Origin of the sequence: Onishia niordana (assembly GCF_004798965.1) — a bacterium.
In the GTDB taxonomy this organism is placed as follows: Bacteria; Pseudomonadota; Gammaproteobacteria; order Pseudomonadales; family Halomonadaceae; genus Onishia; species Onishia niordana.
This window is the reverse complement of sequence record NZ_SDSD01000006.1, coordinates 19014-34109: the sequence shown is the minus strand read 5'-3', so window position 1 is coordinate 34109 and position 15096 is coordinate 19014. Positions and strand designations below refer to the sequence as shown.

Genomic DNA, 15096 nt, shown 5'->3' with positions numbered 1-15096 from the left:
AACGTACCAACTAAAGAGATAAATGCCATGCAATCAGTACTCAACTACTATCTTACTGCGCTGGTATTTACCCTTTTACCAGCACTCGCATCAGCAAACGACAGCAGTGCTTTTATCACGCAGATTACAGAAAGTGACTCACCGCCACAGGAAAACGAACGTCAAGTCGCCAGTTTCTCAACGCCCGGCACCGGCCAACTCGGTTCCTTGGATATCGACAGACTAGCATTATCAAAAGCATCAGAACATAACAGTCACGGGACTCTTTCCATTGCTAATCAGAAGGGAAGAGATAACCGTCTTTCAGTCGTCGCCGTAGGAAGAAAAAACATCACCCTGCAACAACAGCAGGGAATTGGTAACACTTCAGACATAACGCTTGAAGGCCAACAAAATGCCATTTCTGTCGACCAGCGAGGCAACCAGCTAGATTCAGATATACAGGTAGTGGGTAGCAACAAGGTCATCTTCCACTTTCAGCGTGGCACTGGTCAGAGTTATCAGCAGCAGCCTTTAATCTATACGGGGAGCCAGCGAGAAGCACAGGTCATACTAGACACCCCCAAGGGACGACTGACCAAATCAATAAGCAACTGACAACCACTCTGAGAGGAAGTTAATTAAATGAAAACTAATTGGTCATTTACGTTCTCATTATTTGCTACGATGGCGGCCACCCTGCTCTCTCCCATTAGTGTTTCCGCAGGTGATCTCACCTATCGGCCTATCAACCCCTCCTTTGGAGGCGACCCCTTCAATAGCTCTCACCTACTTCAAATGGCTGACATACAAAATCAGCACAAGGATGATGGCAGCGATCTTGATTCACTTTTCGCTGAAGACAGCGCCGCGGACCAGTTCATTTCTTCGATGCAAGGCACCATGATTTCCGGAGCGTCTTCACAGCTAAGGCAGGCGATTTTTGAAGATGGAGCGCCACCCTCAGGCACATTCACATTGAATGGTGCCACCGTGACATATGAAACGGTCAACAATCGCGTGCTAGTAAAAGTGTCAGACGGCATAACGACTAACTCTTTTGACATTCCTAAGCCCAACATTAATTAATCATCATTTTCGCGCAGGGAATATCATGAAAATCCTAACTCAAGCCCTATGCCTGCTGGCCAGCGTCATGCTTTCAGGATGTGTGACGACAGGCGCTGGCCCCATGTCAGAGCCGGCTTCCTACGTCAGTGACACCAGCACGTCTGCACTCCTAAAGAAATTGCCTGCGGCAGCTAGACCTGTGGACATCGCAGTGTATGAGTTTTCTGACCTGACGGGACAATACAAGCCCAATGAAGGCTTTGCGGAATACTCTCGCGCGGTCACACAAGGGGCCGATGCGATTCTGGTCGACGTGCTGGCCGATGCCGGACAGGGCCGCTGGTTCAATGTCGTGGAGCGCCGTGGCCTCCCCAACCTGCTTCGTGAACGGCAGGTCATCCAGGCCACGCGCCAGCAGTTCAACGGCCAGGCTGCAGCACCTCTCCCCCCGCTGACGTTTGCCGGCGTCATTATCGAAGGTGGCATCATCGCCTACGAAACGAATTTATCGACCGGTGGTGCAGGTGCTCGATACCTGGGCATAGGCGTTAACTCGGAATACCGTACCGACCTGGTCACCATCAACTTGCGCTTGGTCAGCGTGCAGACGGGGCGCATCCTCAATAGCATTACCACCACCAAAAAGATCTACTCCGTTCTGGTTCAAGGCTCCGTATTCAAATACATAGCGGCCGATGAGATCCTCGAACTTGAAGCGGGATATACACGTAACGATCCACCACAACTCGCGGTACGCGAAGCCATCGAGCTGGCCGTCTATACAGCCATTATCGAAGGTGCGGAGCGCGACACGTGGGGATTTGCTGATGCCCAACAGGGTCAAGCTGCCATCAAGACGTTCCAGGAACGCGTCGCAGGCATGCCCTATCCGGTTCATGACCAGGAAACACAGGATATCTAGTCACACGTCGCTCTTTATCGGGTTATCGGGCGCCACAGGGCGTAAGACAGGCCCGAGGCTCTTAGCCCCTCGAAACTACATGACCTGCGCAGTGAACACATAATAAGCCCCGCACCCGCGGGGTTTTTTATTGACTCAGGCTCAGCAATTTTTATTGATACAGGCCTAGGAACAACAGCCATCGTCACGTCACTTCAGGGACTGGTCATCGACTGATCAATGGTCTAGGCTACCAGTATTCAAACGCTTGTTAGAATACTGGTATCACACGTCACGGAGCCTGACCCATGATCCACCTCTTACTGATCGTTCTGGCCCTGGCAGGCCTTATCGCAGTGCTTAGACGCGAGGCCGGTGCCCCCGCTGCCCTTGGTGTGCTCACCGTGCTGGGTATCGCAGGGCTTGTCCTCGGCGCACCTCTGCTTGGCTTGGTGCTGCTTATTGCCGGTGCCTGTGTGGCAGCATGCGGCCTGCCGCTGCTGCGTCGTCGATGGCTTTCCCCGCGGCTCTTCGCCATGTTCAAAAAAGTGGCGCCCAAGGTGTCTGATACAGAGCGCACCGCGCTTGAGGCTGGCAGTGTCGGCTGGGATGGCGAGCTTTTTTCCGGGAAGCCAGACTGGCAGAACCTGATGGACATGAACGATGACGGCCTGACGGACAAGGAGCAGGCCTTCCTCGATCACCAGTGCTCGGTGGCGGCCGGCATGTGCAACGCTTGGGATATTGCCCGGGAACGGGCCGACTTGCCCCCCGAACTATGGGCCTATCTGAAGAAAGAAGGCTTCTTCGGCATGATCATCCCCGAAGCCTATGGTGGCTTGGGCTTCTCGGCCAAGGCGCAGTCGCTGGTGCTGCAGAAGCTCTCGGTCAACGAGACCCTGATGGTCACCGTGGGCGTGCCCAATTCGCTAGGCCCAGGCGAACTACTGCTGAAGTACGGCACCGATGCGCAGAAAGACCACTACCTGCCGCGGCTCGCCGACGGTCGGGAGATTCCCTGCTTCGGCCTCACCGGTCCGCGAGCGGGCTCGGATGCGACCGCTCTGCCGGACACCGGTGTGGTGTGCAAGCGGGTAATCGACGGCCAGGAAGTTCTGGGCCTCAGGCTTAATTTTGAGAAACGCTGGATCACCCTGGCGCCAATCGCCAGCGTGGTCGGCCTGGCATTTCGCATGTTTGACCCAGACCACCTGCTGGGTGATGAAGAGAATCTGGGCATCACCTGTGCGCTGATTCCCCGCGATACCGAGGGCATGGAGATAGGCCGCCGCCACCATCCCATCGGTAGCCCCTTCATGAACGGTCCTATCAAGGGCAAGGATGTCTTCGTACCACTGGATACCATCATCGGCGGTCCCGAGATGGCAGGCGAGGGATGGCGCATGCTGGTCGAATGCCTGTCGGTGGGTCGCTGCATCACCCTGCCCTCGGGAGCGACCGGCACCGCACGCTATGCGCTGGGTTGGAGCGGCGGCTTCGCCCGCATTCGTCGTCAGTTCAACCTTCCCGTCGCAGAAATGGAGGGTGTGCAGGAGCCGCTGGCCCGTATCGCTTCAATGGCCTATATCGCCCAGGCCACCGTCCGTCAAACAGCGAACATGATCGACCACGGACAGAAGCCGGCGGTGCCCTCGGCCATTCTCAAGAGTCAGCTGACCGAGTTCCAGCGCAGCCTGCTTGGCGACGCCATGGACATCCACGGTGGACGCGCCGTGACCCTCGGGCCCCGCAACTATATTGGCATCGGCTACGCGGCCAACCCGGTGGCGATCACCGTGGAAGGCGCCAACATCATGACGCGCAACCTGATGATCTTCGGCCAGGGGGCGATTCGCTGTCACCCCTACGTACTCGAGGAACTGGCTGCCAAGGATGCCGACGACATCAAGGCCTTCGACAAGGCGTTCTTCTCACATACCGGCCTGATCCTGGGCAACGCGGCTCGCGCCCTGACCCTGGGACTTGGCATCGGTCGGCCGTCGGTACCCTTCGATGCAACCGCCGCGCCTTATGCCCAGGATGTTGCTCGTCTGTCCGCCGGTTTCGGGCTCGCTGCCGATGCTGCCATGGCCAGTCTCGGCGCCAGCCTCAAGCTACGCGAGATGCTCTCGGCACGGCTCGGCGACGTACTGTCGAACCTCTACCTGACCTCCATGGTACTCAAGGGCTGGCAGGAAGGTGACAAGGTCGAGGGTGAGGACGAGTTGTTGCACTACAGCTGCCGCTTCCTGCTCCAGCGCGCTGAACAGGCCTTCGTCGAGTTGTTCGACAATTTGCCGAACCGTGCCCTCGCTCGAGTATTGAAGCCGATCGTGATGCCGTTGGGGCGTCGCTGGGCCCGCCCGCAAGACACCCTGACACGCGGTATCGCTCAAAACGTCTCGACCGACTCGGCGCTGCGCACCAAGCTACTCGCCTATACATGGGATACTCAGGAAGAGGGGCAGCAGGACAACCCGTTGGCGCGCTACAACGCCCTGCTCGCCGATCAGGAACGGGCAGAGCCCATCTATCGCAACCTCAACAAGGCCTATGCCAAGGGCGAACTGCCTGCCGAGGCCCTGCATCCCGAGCAGCGCATCGAAGCCGGCTTGGCCGCGGGCCTGCTCAGCGAAGATGACGCTCAGTTCATGCGCGAGCATGAGGCCGAGGTGCTGGCGATGCTCAGCGTCGATGATTTCGCGTTCGACGCCTTCGCCAGCGCCAAGGAAAATGTCACCTGGCACACCGACACCGCCGCCTAGATACGGCCACCTGCTCCACTCGGTCGATTGCCGGCCCTCATCGCCCTGCTCCTCCTGAGCGGGGCGATGTTTTTGCGCCCTGTACGGCCACGTTTAAAGCGGCCAAACCCATAAGATCATCGGAATCGCGGTCATCATCACCACCAGCGACAACGGCAAGCCCAGCTTCCAGTAGTCGCTAAATTGATAACCGCCAGGTCCCATCACCAGGGTATTGGACTGATGCCCGATGGGGGTCAGGAAGGCACAGGAAGCACTCACTGCCACTGCCATCAGGAAGGGATCAAGCGAAACGCTGAAGCCCTGGGCGAGGCTCGCGGCGATAGGCGCCATCAGCAACGCCGCTGCCGCATTGTTGATGATGTTGGAGAGCAGCATACTCAGCATGAAGAGCCCCGCCAGCGTAGCCACAACAGGCCAGTCGCTCCCCATCGCCAACAACTGATCGGCAATCAGCGCAGCGCCGCCACTGGTATCCAGCGCATGGCCCACAGGCAACATCGCCCCTAGCAACACAATCACCGGACCGTCGATGGCCTGATAGGCCTCGCGTAATGGCAGCACGCCGACCAGCAAGGAGCCTAATGCCGCTGTCGACAAAGCAACCGCCGCCGGTAGCCAGTCAAGCAGCATGGCAACAATCGCTAGCGCAAAGATCCCAAGTGACAGCGCCAACATACGAGGCTGGCCGATGGTCAGATTACGGCTAGCCAACGGTAGGCAACCCAGCGTCGCAAGGCTCTCGCCCAAGCCGCCTTCGTCACCCTGTAACAGCAGCACGTCACCCGCGCGGAAGCGAATATCTCTCAGGCGCTGCTTGAGACGAGCACCATCTCTTGCCACCGCTACCAAATGCAGACCGTGCTGGTTGAGCAGGCGCAGCTGTGTCACCGTGCGATGAATCATCATCGAGTCGTTGCGTACCACCGCTTCGACCAGCTGCAGGCCTTCCGGGTCCAGGTGTCGTTTACGCTCTTTTTCCCTTTCAGCCTTGGCGTTGCTGGACGCCTCATCATCCGATGCCGCCGAACGCTCCTCGACGTCATTTTCTTTGTCATCGTCATTCGCGCCCTCAGGCTCGGCACCCAGATGCAAACCGGCCTTGTCCTCGAGCAATTTCATCTCATCGGGACCGGCCTCAAGCAGCAGAATGTCGTCCTCCTTCAAGCTCCCCATGAAGTCATGAGCAGCGTGGCGAGTCTCGCCGCGCACCACCGCCAGCACTGGCACCGTCTCTTCAAGCTCAGAATGAAGATCACGCAAGGTCCAGCCTCGGGCTTTGCTGTCCTCCTCAACGCGCACCTCGACCAGATAGTTTGCGGTATCGAAGAGTTCATCCGCCGAGGACTGTCCCTCGCGCTGCGGGCTTAGCCGCCAACCCAGCAGCACGATGAAGCCAAGTCCTGCCAGCGCGACCCCGATACCCACCGGCGAGAAGGCGAACATGCCGAAGGCCTCACCGGTCTGGCTCGCGCGATAGCTCGAAATGATGATGTTGGGCGGCGTGCCTATCAGGGTCGTCAAACCGCCGAGCAACGAGCCGAAGGCCAGCGGCATCAGCAGCAGTGATGGCGAGCGCTCATGCTTGCGGGCCATGCGCATCGCCACCGGTAGCATGAGGGCCAGGGCACCCACGTTGTTCATGACCGCCGAGAGCACCAGCACCGTGCCGGTAAGCACCAATACTTGCCACACAAGCTGCTCACCGACTTTCAGTGTCTGCTCGGCAATCACATCGACAAGCCCCGAGCGTTCGAAGCCACGGCTGAGCACCAGTACCGCCACGACAGTAATCACCGCCGGGTGACCAAAGCCGAGAAAGGCCTCATTGGCCGGCACCAGGCCGACCAGAGTGCTGACCAGCAAGGCCGCCAACGCTACCAGGTCGTAACGGAAGCGCCCCCATATGAAAGCCACCAGGGTCAGGCCAATGATCAGGAATACCTGCGTGCTGTCCGACATGAAACCTCACCTCCCTGTGGCGGCGCCTCGACATAAGCACCCTGCATGCCCTCAAGCACACCAGCAAGTGAGGCAAAACACCAGCCCAAACGCCGACGCCCGCCATACAATGGCGGGCGTCAGGCGTGACATCGTATCGTCAGCGCCGATCAGGGCAGCAGTATGGTCGACCCGGTTGTCAGGCGACCCGCCAGGGCCTCTTGCGCCTTGCCGGCATCAGCGAGTGGGTAGCGATGGGAAATATCAATGCGGATCTTGCCGCTGGCAAGCATCGAGAAGAGCTCCTCGCTCATGGCTTCCAGACGTTCACGTGTATCGGCATAGCCATTGAGGCTTGGCCGGGTCAAGAACAGCGAGCCCTTTTGATTGAGGATGCCGACATTGACGCCCTCCACTGGGCCGGAGGCGTTGCCGAAGCTGACCATCAGGCCACGCTTCTTGAGGCAATCGAGTGAGGTCTCCCAAGTGTCCTTGCCCACCGAGTCATAGACCACATCCACCATCTCGCCACCCGTGAGTTCGCGCACCCTCTCGATCACATCTTCCTTAGTGTAATCGATGGTGGCCCAGGCGCCGTTACGCTTCGCAAGCGCGGCCTTCTCGGAGGAACTGACGGTGCCGATCAGCTTGACGCCCAGTGCCTTGGCCCACTGGCAAGCGATCGAGCCAACGCCACCCGCAGCAGCATGAAAGAGGATGGTCTCACCGCCTTTCAGCGGGTAGGTCTGGCGCAGCAAGTACTGAACCGTGAGTCCCTTGAGCATTGAGGCCGCGGCGGTCTCTGCAGCCACCTCATCAGGTAGGCTGACGACTTTCTCGGCGGGCAGGGTGTGAAGCTCTGAGTAGGCACCCAGCGGCCCTTGTGCATAGGCCACCCGATCGCCGACCTTGAGGTGTGTCACGCCATCTCCCACGGCATCGACCACACCCGCGCCCTCGGTGCCAAGGCCCGAGGGCAGTGATGGTACCGGATAGAGGCCGGTACGCACGTAGATATCGATAAAGTTGAGTCCCACCGCCTGATGGCGAACCCGAACCTCACCGGCGCCTGGGTCAGCAGGCGTGAAGTCGACAAACTCGAGTACCTCGGGGCCGCCAGTGCGGGTGAACTGAATACGCTTGGCCATGACACCATTCCTTCTGCAGAAACCTGCGTGAGTCGAGTGTAAGCATCATGTCTATCCAAGCGCCCGTCCCTCAGGGGGTCAAGCCCGTCATTGGCCTAAGACATCAATGCTGCGTATCGACTTGCCACTAGAGGTTGATCGGGAAGGATTCCAGACCGCGTACGAAGCGGGACTTGTAGCTCTCGAAGGCATCCTTATCCTGCTTGAAGGAAGCGATTACCGAGCCTTCGTCGAAGGCCAGGGTGCGTGTCAGGTCATCAAGCCCTTCGGCGGGATGCTGGGCACCGAGCCCGATGCGCCGCCCCTGCTCGCCGTCGAACCAGCGCTCGATACCCGCCTCGCGAAACATCGTTTCCTGATCGTCATCCGCTGCCACGACCTTCAGCGGCGCCCTGAGCGCGAGCTCCTGGATCAGGCGCTGAGCTGCATTCGAGACGCTTGCATCCTCGAGTGAAGTCAGCAGCGAGACCTCCATTCCCTGACCCGCCTCATCCAGCACCAACAGCGCCAGCGCCACCGGCTGAGACTGATTGTCGACCAGGGCCAACACGCGCGCGGCTTCCTGCTTGACCAGCACACCCATAGTGCCGGCGAAGGTGGCCAGTGGCGCCAGTCCTGCCTGATGACCGTAGACCTCGGCGCACAACCGAGCGAGACAGGCCTCAAGATGCTGGGCGTTCTTGACGTGCACGACTCTCATCGACTTACCTCTATCGCGGTGCCCGCCGACGCGGGCCTTGATGTAAAAAAGCCGCAGCCTAGCACAGTCAGGCGCCGATGGCCCCGTCCTCCCCTATCGCCGGCGAATGACGCCTGGCATCTGACATCTGCGTCGCCGCCCTCTCAGCGCTTGATAGCAATAATCGCCAACGAGGCTACGGCACACCACCGATCTCGTTTAGTCTGTCGGCATTCTCATCTCGTTCAGGAGCCGTTGCCATGGCCGCCTCTTCCGATGCCACATCAGAGACATCAGCAACGTCAGCCCTCTCTCCTTCGCATGCCGAGTCATCGCCGCGACTGATCGCCCATCGTGGCCTATCAGCCATAGCACCGGAGAATACCCTGGCTGCAGTGCGCGCCGCCCGTGCGGCCAGGATCGATTGGGTAGAGCTCGATGTGCAACTGCTCGCCGACAACACCCCGGTCATCTGGCACGACGCCACCGTCAAGCGCTGCTCCAACGGGCGCGAACGACTGGCGAAGCTGACGCTCAGTGAGGCCCGGCGCTTGGATGTGGGCAGCTGGTTTGAGGAGGGCTTCGCCGGTGAGGGCATGGCAACGCTTGATGAAATGCTTGTCCTGCTCGACGAACTTGGCATGGGCCTCAACCTGGAACTCAAGCTCGCCCGCGGTCGTGACCCACAGGCGCTGGCCGAAGCCTCCGTGCCAAAGGCGGTCGCGGCACTTCCCACAAGCAAACTGATGGTCTCTTCCTTCTCGGGCCCAGCCCTGGACGCCGCCCGAGCGCTTGAACCAGACCCAAGCCGCCTGAGGCTGGGTCGGCTCTATGACAAGATCCCCAGTGGCTGGGAGAAGGATGCCCATCGGCTCTCCGCCTTCAGCGTGCACGGCGACTGGACGCGATTAACCCAGTCCCGAGCACGAGCGATCAAGGCCGCCGGTTATCGATTGATCTGCTATACCGCCAACGATCCGGCCGCCTTTGCTCCTCTCTGGCAGTGGGGTGTCGATGCCGCGATAAGCGACGACCCCCGGCGCTTTGCCGGCTGGCTGTCCGAGCCTGCCTGACCCATCGACCCAAAACGGAGAATCTGTCTGAACCGAAGTGACTCCCCGGCAAGAATTGATCTGAATCAACCAAGCCCGACACAGGCATCAAGGTCATTGGCCACATGCCGATGAAAGATAATGACTTCCCCGGACCGGAGACTTTCATGAACCCGTCGACGCTGATCGGCATGCTGGCCAGCATGGGCCTGCTCGGCATCGTGCTGCTGTTTACCGCCGAATCGCCCCAGAGCTTCCTCAACCTGCCGGGGCTTGCCATCGTCGTCACCGGCACATTGGCGGCCACCTTCATCAGCTATCCGCTCAAGGAAGTCCTGCGGGTGGTACGCCTGGTGGGCCTGGTGTTTCGTCGCGAAAATACCTATGCCCATGACGATATTCGAGAGCTCGTTGCCATCTCACGGCTGTGGTTCAAGGGCGACGTGCGCGCCGTGGAAGAAGCGCTGGCGAAAGCCAGCAATCCTTTTCTGCGCACCGGCGTGCAGCTGGTCATCGCCAACAGCAAGGAAGAAGATATTCTCGAGCTGCTGCGCTGGCGAATCGCCCGACTCAAGGCCCAGGAATTCGCCGAGGCACAGATCTTTCGCACCATGGCCACTTATGCACCGGCCTTCGGCATGATCGGCACCCTGGTGGGGCTGGTGAACATGCTCGAGGTCATGGAGGCCGGCGACATCGGAGTGATCGGGCCGCGCATGGCGATCGCCCTGCTGACCACCTTCTACGGGATTCTGCTCGCCAACCTGGTGTTCAAGCCGATCGCTGTGAAACTCGAACGCCGTACCGAGGAACGCCTGATCGCCATGAACATGGTGCTCGAGGGCATCTCGCTGATCTGCAGACGTCGCCTGCCCTCCTTCATCGAGGAAACCCTAAACTCCTTCATGGCCAACTACCGCGACGAGATTCGCGATGTACCGCCACGCCTCGATACAAGTGGCGACGAGCAAGGACCACCCGCACCAGGCAACCAGGAGGCGCGCCAGGATGGCTGATGTCCAGGATCCCCTGCTGCCAGGCACCGGCAACGCCAGCCAGGAAAGCGACGGCGAGAGCTGGCTGACCAGCTACCTGGACGTGCTGACGCTGTTGATCACGCTGTTCGTGCTGCTGATCTCGATGACCGGGGGTAAGGCAAGCGATCCCACCACGCCTCATGAGAGCGCCTTCCCCGGCCTGGTCCAGATGGGTGAGCGACAACCTGGCATACTGCCGCGCCAGGGTGATGGCGTGAGCGCTGCCTTCGACGACCTGTCGGTAGATGGCGTGGTAGTGGCGCGCCACGCCCAAGGCACGATGCTGCGTATTGCCGATCACCTGCTGTTCGACAGCGCTAGCGCCGCCCTCACATCCAGAGGCGAGACCACCCTCGCCCAACTAACCGACAAGCTGACGGCCTTTCCGGGAAGTATCTCGGTGGAGGGCCACTCCGACAGCCGCCCCATCACTACGGCGCGCTATCCCTCCAACTGGGAGCTGTCCAGTGCCCGCGCCAGCGCCGTGCTGCGATTCCTGACCGAACAAGGTATCGACGCCACACGCCTGCGTGCCATCGGCTATGCCGATACCCAGCCGCTCGCAGGCAACGAGATGGCCGAAGGCCGAGCCAGCAACCGCCGGGTGGAACTGGTGCTACACGACGACTGAAGTTCAAGCCCCCAGGTCTCAGCCGCCGGCGGGTCTCAGCAGCGACAGCAGCTGGTCCATGTCGAGATGCGCCTCAACGGTATCAGCGAGGCGGTCGAGCTCACGCTCACGGTGGGCCGCGTAATCGACCGCCGCGCCATCGGCATCGAGCCCCAACCGAGCGAGCAGTGCGCTCAAGGCGCCGGCCTCGTCGAAGAGCCCATGCAGATAGGTGCCCAGCACCTGACCGTCCTCGCTGACCGCGCCGTCCGGATGGCCCTCGAGATGCATCAACGGCCTATCGAGGGCCGGCCCCTCGCTGATGCCGTTGTGAATCTCGTAGCCGCTCACCGCCACGTCTTCGCCGGCCGGGGTGTCTGAGAGAGTGGCGGTGATAGTGCCTACAAGAGTGCCGCACACGTTGCGCAACTGCTTGCCCGCCACCATGCGGGTGCGCATCGCCAGCAGTCCCAGACCCGGCACACTGCCCGGCTCGCCCTCCAGGCTCTCCGGGTCGTCGATCGACTCGCCGAGCATCTGGAAGCCGCCGCAGATACCCAGCACCTTGCCGCCGTAGCGCAGGTGGCGGCGGATGGCCGGCTCCCAGCCCTGGGCGCGCAGCCAGGCAAGGTCACTTGCCGTCGACTTGCTGCCCGGCAGCAGGATCACATCGGCGGGGGGAATCGGCCGATCCGGCCCCACCAGAGTCAGCGCAACCCGCGGATGCAGGCGCAGCGGATCAAGATCGGTATGGTTGCTGATACGCGGCAGCATCGGCACCACGATATGAAGCTCGGGAGCCTGCGTTTGTTGAGTGGCGAGGCCCACGCCATCCTCGGCGTCGAGCAGCAATCCATTTAGGTGTGGCAGCACACCGAACACTGGCTTGCCGCTGTAGGCCGTGAGCCAGTCGAGGCCGGATTCGAGCAGGGCGATATCGCCACGAAAGCGATTGATGATGAAGCCCTTGGTGCGGGTCTGCTCGGACTCCGCGAGGAGCGCCAGGGTGCCGACCAGCTGGGCGAAGACGCCGCCGCGATCAATGTCGCCGACCAACAGCACCGGGCAGTCGATGGCCTCGGCGAAGCCCATGTTGGCGATATCACCCTCGCGCAGGTTGATCTCGGCGGGACTGCCCGCCCCCTCGGCGATGACGACATCGAAGCGGCTCGACAGCCGCTGCCAGGCCGCCAGTACCGTGGCCCGCGCCTGGTGCTTGAAGGCGTGGTAGTCCAGCGCATCCATGTGGCCATGCACCTGACCATCGAGGATCACCTGAGCGCCGCGGTCGGTCTCGGGCTTGAGCAGCACCGGGTTCATGTCGGTATGCGGATCGACCCCGGCGGCGCGGGCCTGTAGCGCCGTGGAGCGGCCGATCTCGCCGCCCTCGGGGGTCACGGCGCTGTTCAGCGCCATGTTCTGGGCCTTGAAGGGCGCCACCGAGATGCCTCGGCGGGCAAGCGCTCGGCACAGCGCCGCAACCACCGTGCTCTTGCCAGCGTCAGAGGTCGTGCCCTGGATCATCAGGGTCGGCATGGCGGTGTCCTCATGGGTGGAGTGGCAAGGCGTCGATGGCCGAGGCCAACGCCTCATCCGCCGGCGGCGTTTGCCAGCCGTTGCCGTGCACCCGCTCGGCCAATGGCAGGCGCTGTCGCCAGCCGGCTCGGGCCAGTTCCGGGCGGTCGAGAAAGTCGTCGACGTAGCCAAGGCACAGGTAGGCGAGCGGATAGACGTTCTCCGGCAGGCCCAGCACCTCGGCCAGATCAAACTGGTCGAGGATGCTGACCCAACCGACGCCGATGCCCTCGGCCCGGGCGGCCAACCATAGGTTCTGGACCGCCAGGCAGGTGCTGAACAGATCCATTTCGACGATGCTCTGGCGCCCCAGGACGTGCTCGCCGCCTCGGCTGCGATCGCAAGTGATGCACAGGTTGAGCGGGCTCTCGAGGATGCCCTCCAGCTTGAGGCGGCGATACAGGGCACCGCGCTCGCCGGTATGCGCCTCGGCCGCCTTGGCGTTCTCGCGCTCGAAGATGGCTTGCACGCGCTCGCGCACCTCGCGGTCGTCGATCAGCAGGAAATCCCAGGGCTGCATGAAACCCACCGAGGGCGCGTGGTGGGCGGCCTCGAGCAGCCGCGCCAGTACTTCGGGCGGGATCGGGTCCGGGCGAAACTGGGCGCGCACGTCGCGGCGTTCGAAGATGGCCCGGTAGAGGCCCTCGCGCTGCGTCTCGGGGAAGGCGTGGTCGGGTCGCCCGTTCGGATCTGCCATGCGTCGGTCTCCTAGAAAGGTGGGGGATTACGCTGATCTCGCAGGATGATGAGCTTGCCCGGCGCCAAGCCCCGGGGAGCCGGACCTCCGCGAGGGCGCTGTGAACCCATCCCTGGGCGCTACTTTTGCCATCCATGGCAAAAGACCCTCGCTTCGGCTTGTCCCCGGCGCTCATCCGGAGAGCTCATAGCCGGGGCTACTACAGTTCGATTCCCTTCTGCGCCTTGATGCCTTGGTCCTTGAAGGCGTGCTTGACCACCTTCATCTCGGTCACGGTGTCGGCCAGCTCGATCAGCGCCTCGGGCGCGTAGCGGCCGGTGACCACCGCATGCTGCATGGCCGGACGCCCCTGGAGGTCGTCAAGCACCCTATCGAGTTCCATGTAGCCATGGTGCAGGGCGATGTTGAGCTCGTCGAACAGCACCAGCGCGTAGCTTGGGTCGGCTAGCATGCGCCGGGCCTCGGCCCAGGCCGCCTCGGCGGCGCGCACGTCGCGCTCCCGGTCCTGGGTGTCCCAGGTATAGCCCTCGCCCATCACGTGGTAATCAACGCCCGGCAGGTCACGAAAGAAGGCCTCCTCGCCGGTGCTGAAGGCGCCCTTGATGAACTGCACCACACCGACCTTCATGCCATGGCCCAGGGCGCGGGCAACCATGCCGAAGCCGGAGCTGCTCTTGCCCTTACCGGGGCCGGTGAGCACCAGCAGCACGCCCTGCTCCTTGTCGGCGGCGGCGATCCGCTCGTTCATGATGCGCTGTTTGTGGGCCATGCGAGCCGCATGGCGCTCGGGGTCGACGTGCTTCATCGAGATCTCCAGTGAGAAAATGTGAGAACGGCCTTCAGCTAGGCGTTCGTGACAGTAAATAGATGTCCATGATCCAGCTGTGACCTTCGCGCCGCTCGGCGCAACGCCTGGCGATGCCTGACAACGGCCTGGCGCTCCGGAAGGTGCTGACAACCGACCGACTGCCGCGTACCTTCGGCATGCTCGCCGAAGTGCTCGAGGTCCTCGGTGACAGCCGCCCTTTCCGTAAAATGTGCCCCTGCCGGCTGATTCACGCAGGGAGTCACGACGACATACTCAGCAGGAGACCCTTCATGCTCGATAAGAAAGCCAGCGCCCGCATGGAGCGCCAGCTGACAAAGGCCCTGACCGACGCCTGCGAAACCGCCAAGCCGATGCTTCCCGGCTTCGCCTGGCTGACTCACCTGGTGGACTACCGCCGCTTTCCGGACAGCCTGCGGGTGGTCTGGGTGTTCGAGACTCAGGACGAGCTGGCCCGTGCCCTCAAGGGCGACGGCCGCCGCCGCATGCGCGAGCTGACCGAGGCCGCCTTCTTCGACGCCGGGATCGAGATCGCCGATATCGACGTCCATCTGGACGCCGACAGCGAGGAGGAATGCCGGCGCGTGCACGGCGGCGACTGGCAACGCCGGCTATCCATCATGGAGCGCCATTAAATGGCCGAGCGCATCGAAAGTCCCTGCATCTCGATCTGCAAGCTGAAGAGCGGGCTATGCGTCGGCTGCGGGCGCACCACCGATGAGATCACCCGCTGGCGCTCGATGAAGCGCCCGGAGCGCATGGCCACCAACCGGCGGGCGGAACAGCGGCTCAAGACGCTCGACACGAACTGAACG

Annotated in this window: 15 protein-coding genes; 9 read left to right on the top strand and 6 right to left on the bottom strand. The window is 61.6% G+C overall.

All coding sequences use genetic code 11. The features are described 5' to 3' along the window. Positions 1-27 precede the first annotated feature (27 nt). From ETC27_RS11960 to ETC27_RS11945, 4 genes are all read left to right on the top strand, one after another. Positions 28-597 carry a hypothetical protein gene (locus ETC27_RS11960; protein WP_136255242.1) on the top strand — a complete coding sequence of 190 codons (570 nt, stop codon included), beginning with the start codon at positions 28-30 and terminating at the stop codon, positions 595-597. Between the two features lie 27 nt (positions 598-624). Continuing rightward, a complete protein-coding gene (locus ETC27_RS11955) occupies positions 625-1068 on the top strand; it encodes a curli assembly protein CsgF (RefSeq protein ID WP_136255241.1) in 444 nt (147 codons plus the stop codon). A 25-nt stretch (positions 1069-1093) separates the two neighbouring features. Continuing rightward, positions 1094-1972, top strand: a complete 879-nt coding sequence (locus ETC27_RS11950) for a CsgG/HfaB family protein (RefSeq protein ID WP_136255240.1) — start codon at positions 1094-1096, stop codon at positions 1970-1972. A gap of 287 nt (positions 1973-2259) precedes the next feature. Continuing rightward, the gene (locus tag ETC27_RS11945; RefSeq protein WP_136255239.1) at positions 2260-4716 is read left to right on the top strand and encodes an acyl-CoA dehydrogenase; all 2457 of its coding nucleotides are present in this window, start codon (positions 2260-2262) and stop codon (positions 4714-4716) included. Between the two features lie 93 nt (positions 4717-4809). Here ETC27_RS11945 and ETC27_RS11940 read toward each other — a convergent pair whose 3' ends face one another. The 3 genes from ETC27_RS11940 to ETC27_RS11930 all read right to left on the bottom strand — a co-directional run bounded on the left by ETC27_RS11940 (position 4810) and on the right by ETC27_RS11930 (position 8505). Further along, positions 4810-6678 (bottom strand): SLC13 family permease, encoded by a 1869-nt coding sequence (locus ETC27_RS11940; protein ID WP_136255238.1) that lies wholly within the window; start codon positions 6676-6678, stop codon positions 4810-4812. A 149-nt stretch (positions 6679-6827) separates the two neighbouring features. After that, the gene (locus ETC27_RS11935) at positions 6828-7805 is read right to left on the bottom strand and encodes an NADPH:quinone reductase (RefSeq protein ID WP_136255237.1); all 978 of its coding nucleotides are present in this window, start codon (positions 7803-7805) and stop codon (positions 6828-6830) included. A 127-nt stretch (positions 7806-7932) separates the two neighbouring features. Next, positions 7933-8505 (bottom strand): hypothetical protein, encoded by a 573-nt coding sequence (locus tag ETC27_RS11930; protein WP_136255236.1) that lies wholly within the window; start codon positions 8503-8505, stop codon positions 7933-7935. A 239-nt stretch (positions 8506-8744) separates the two neighbouring features. On the opposite strand from ETC27_RS11930, the gene ETC27_RS11925 reads away from it, so the two are divergent. The 3 genes from ETC27_RS11925 (at position 8745) to ETC27_RS11915 (ending at position 11204) form a co-directional block, all read left to right on the top strand. Then, positions 8745-9557 (top strand): glycerophosphodiester phosphodiesterase family protein, encoded by an 813-nt coding sequence (locus ETC27_RS11925; protein WP_136255235.1) that lies wholly within the window; start codon positions 8745-8747, stop codon positions 9555-9557. A gap of 146 nt (positions 9558-9703) precedes the next feature. After that, the gene (locus tag ETC27_RS11920) at positions 9704-10552 is read left to right on the top strand and encodes a motility protein A (protein ID WP_136255234.1); all 849 of its coding nucleotides are present in this window, start codon (positions 9704-9706) and stop codon (positions 10550-10552) included. Next, positions 10545-11204 (top strand): OmpA/MotB family protein, encoded by a 660-nt coding sequence (locus ETC27_RS11915; RefSeq protein ID WP_136255233.1) that lies wholly within the window; start codon positions 10545-10547, stop codon positions 11202-11204. The genes ETC27_RS11920 and ETC27_RS11915 overlap by 8 nt, the downstream gene beginning before the upstream one ends. Positions 11205-11222: 18 nt before the next feature. Here ETC27_RS11915 and ETC27_RS11910 read toward each other — a convergent pair whose 3' ends face one another. From ETC27_RS11910 to cobO, 3 genes are all read right to left on the bottom strand, one after another. Further along, entirely contained in the window at positions 11223-12719 is a 1497-nt protein-coding gene (locus ETC27_RS11910) for a cobyric acid synthase (RefSeq protein WP_136255232.1), read from the bottom strand. Between the two features lie 10 nt (positions 12720-12729). Beyond that, a complete protein-coding gene (bluB, locus tag ETC27_RS11905) occupies positions 12730-13455 on the bottom strand; it encodes a 5,6-dimethylbenzimidazole synthase (protein ID WP_136255231.1) in 726 nt (241 codons plus the stop codon). A gap of 199 nt (positions 13456-13654) precedes the next feature. After that, the gene (gene cobO / locus ETC27_RS11900; RefSeq protein WP_136255230.1) at positions 13655-14260 is read right to left on the bottom strand and encodes a cob(I)yrinic acid a,c-diamide adenosyltransferase; all 606 of its coding nucleotides are present in this window, start codon (positions 14258-14260) and stop codon (positions 13655-13657) included. Positions 14261-14553: 293 nt separating this feature from the next. On the opposite strand from cobO, the gene ETC27_RS11895 reads away from it, so the two are divergent. Both ETC27_RS11895 and ETC27_RS11890 read left to right on the top strand, forming a co-directional pair. Next, on the top strand, positions 14554-14916 hold the full coding sequence (locus tag ETC27_RS11895; protein ID WP_136255229.1) for a hypothetical protein: 363 nt from the start codon (positions 14554-14556) through the stop codon (positions 14914-14916). After that, a complete protein-coding gene (locus ETC27_RS11890; protein WP_136255228.1) occupies positions 14917-15093 on the top strand; it encodes a DUF1289 domain-containing protein in 177 nt (58 codons plus the stop codon). It abuts the gene before it with no gap. Positions 15094-15096: the final 3 nt, after the last annotated feature.

What these genes read in the sequence shown, in the direction of transcription:
- ETC27_RS11915 (WP_136255233.1), top strand. Translation starts at nt 10,545, where the DNA reads ATGGCTGATGTCCAGGATCCCCTGCTGCCAGGCACCGGCAACGCCAGC.
- ETC27_RS11960 (WP_136255242.1), top strand. Translation starts at nt 28, where the DNA reads ATGCAATCAGTACTCAACTACTATCTTACTGCGCTGGTATTTACCCTT.
- ETC27_RS11955 (WP_136255241.1), top strand. Translation starts at nt 625, where the DNA reads ATGAAAACTAATTGGTCATTTACGTTCTCATTATTTGCTACGATGGCG.
- ETC27_RS11935 (WP_136255237.1), bottom strand. Translation starts at nt 7,805, where the DNA reads ATGGCCAAGCGTATTCAGTTCACCCGCACTGGCGGCCCCGAGGTACTC.
- ETC27_RS11950 (WP_136255240.1), top strand. Translation starts at nt 1,094, where the DNA reads ATGAAAATCCTAACTCAAGCCCTATGCCTGCTGGCCAGCGTCATGCTT.
- cobO (WP_136255230.1), bottom strand. Translation starts at nt 14,260, where the DNA reads ATGAAGCACGTCGACCCCGAGCGCCATGCGGCTCGCATGGCCCACAAA.
- ETC27_RS11930 (WP_136255236.1), bottom strand. Translation starts at nt 8,505, where the DNA reads ATGAGAGTCGTGCACGTCAAGAACGCCCAGCATCTTGAGGCCTGTCTC.
- ETC27_RS11895 (WP_136255229.1), top strand. Translation starts at nt 14,554, where the DNA reads ATGCTCGATAAGAAAGCCAGCGCCCGCATGGAGCGCCAGCTGACAAAG.
- ETC27_RS11945 (WP_136255239.1), top strand. Translation starts at nt 2,260, where the DNA reads ATGATCCACCTCTTACTGATCGTTCTGGCCCTGGCAGGCCTTATCGCA.
- ETC27_RS11920 (WP_136255234.1), top strand. Translation starts at nt 9,704, where the DNA reads ATGAACCCGTCGACGCTGATCGGCATGCTGGCCAGCATGGGCCTGCTC.
- ETC27_RS11925 (WP_136255235.1), top strand. Translation starts at nt 8,745, where the DNA reads ATGGCCGCCTCTTCCGATGCCACATCAGAGACATCAGCAACGTCAGCC.
- ETC27_RS11940 (WP_136255238.1), bottom strand. Translation starts at nt 6,678, where the DNA reads ATGTCGGACAGCACGCAGGTATTCCTGATCATTGGCCTGACCCTGGTG.
- ETC27_RS11910 (WP_136255232.1), bottom strand. Translation starts at nt 12,719, where the DNA reads ATGCCGACCCTGATGATCCAGGGCACGACCTCTGACGCTGGCAAGAGC.
- bluB (WP_136255231.1), bottom strand. Translation starts at nt 13,455, where the DNA reads ATGGCAGATCCGAACGGGCGACCCGACCACGCCTTCCCCGAGACGCAG.
- ETC27_RS11890 (WP_136255228.1), top strand. Translation starts at nt 14,917, where the DNA reads ATGGCCGAGCGCATCGAAAGTCCCTGCATCTCGATCTGCAAGCTGAAG.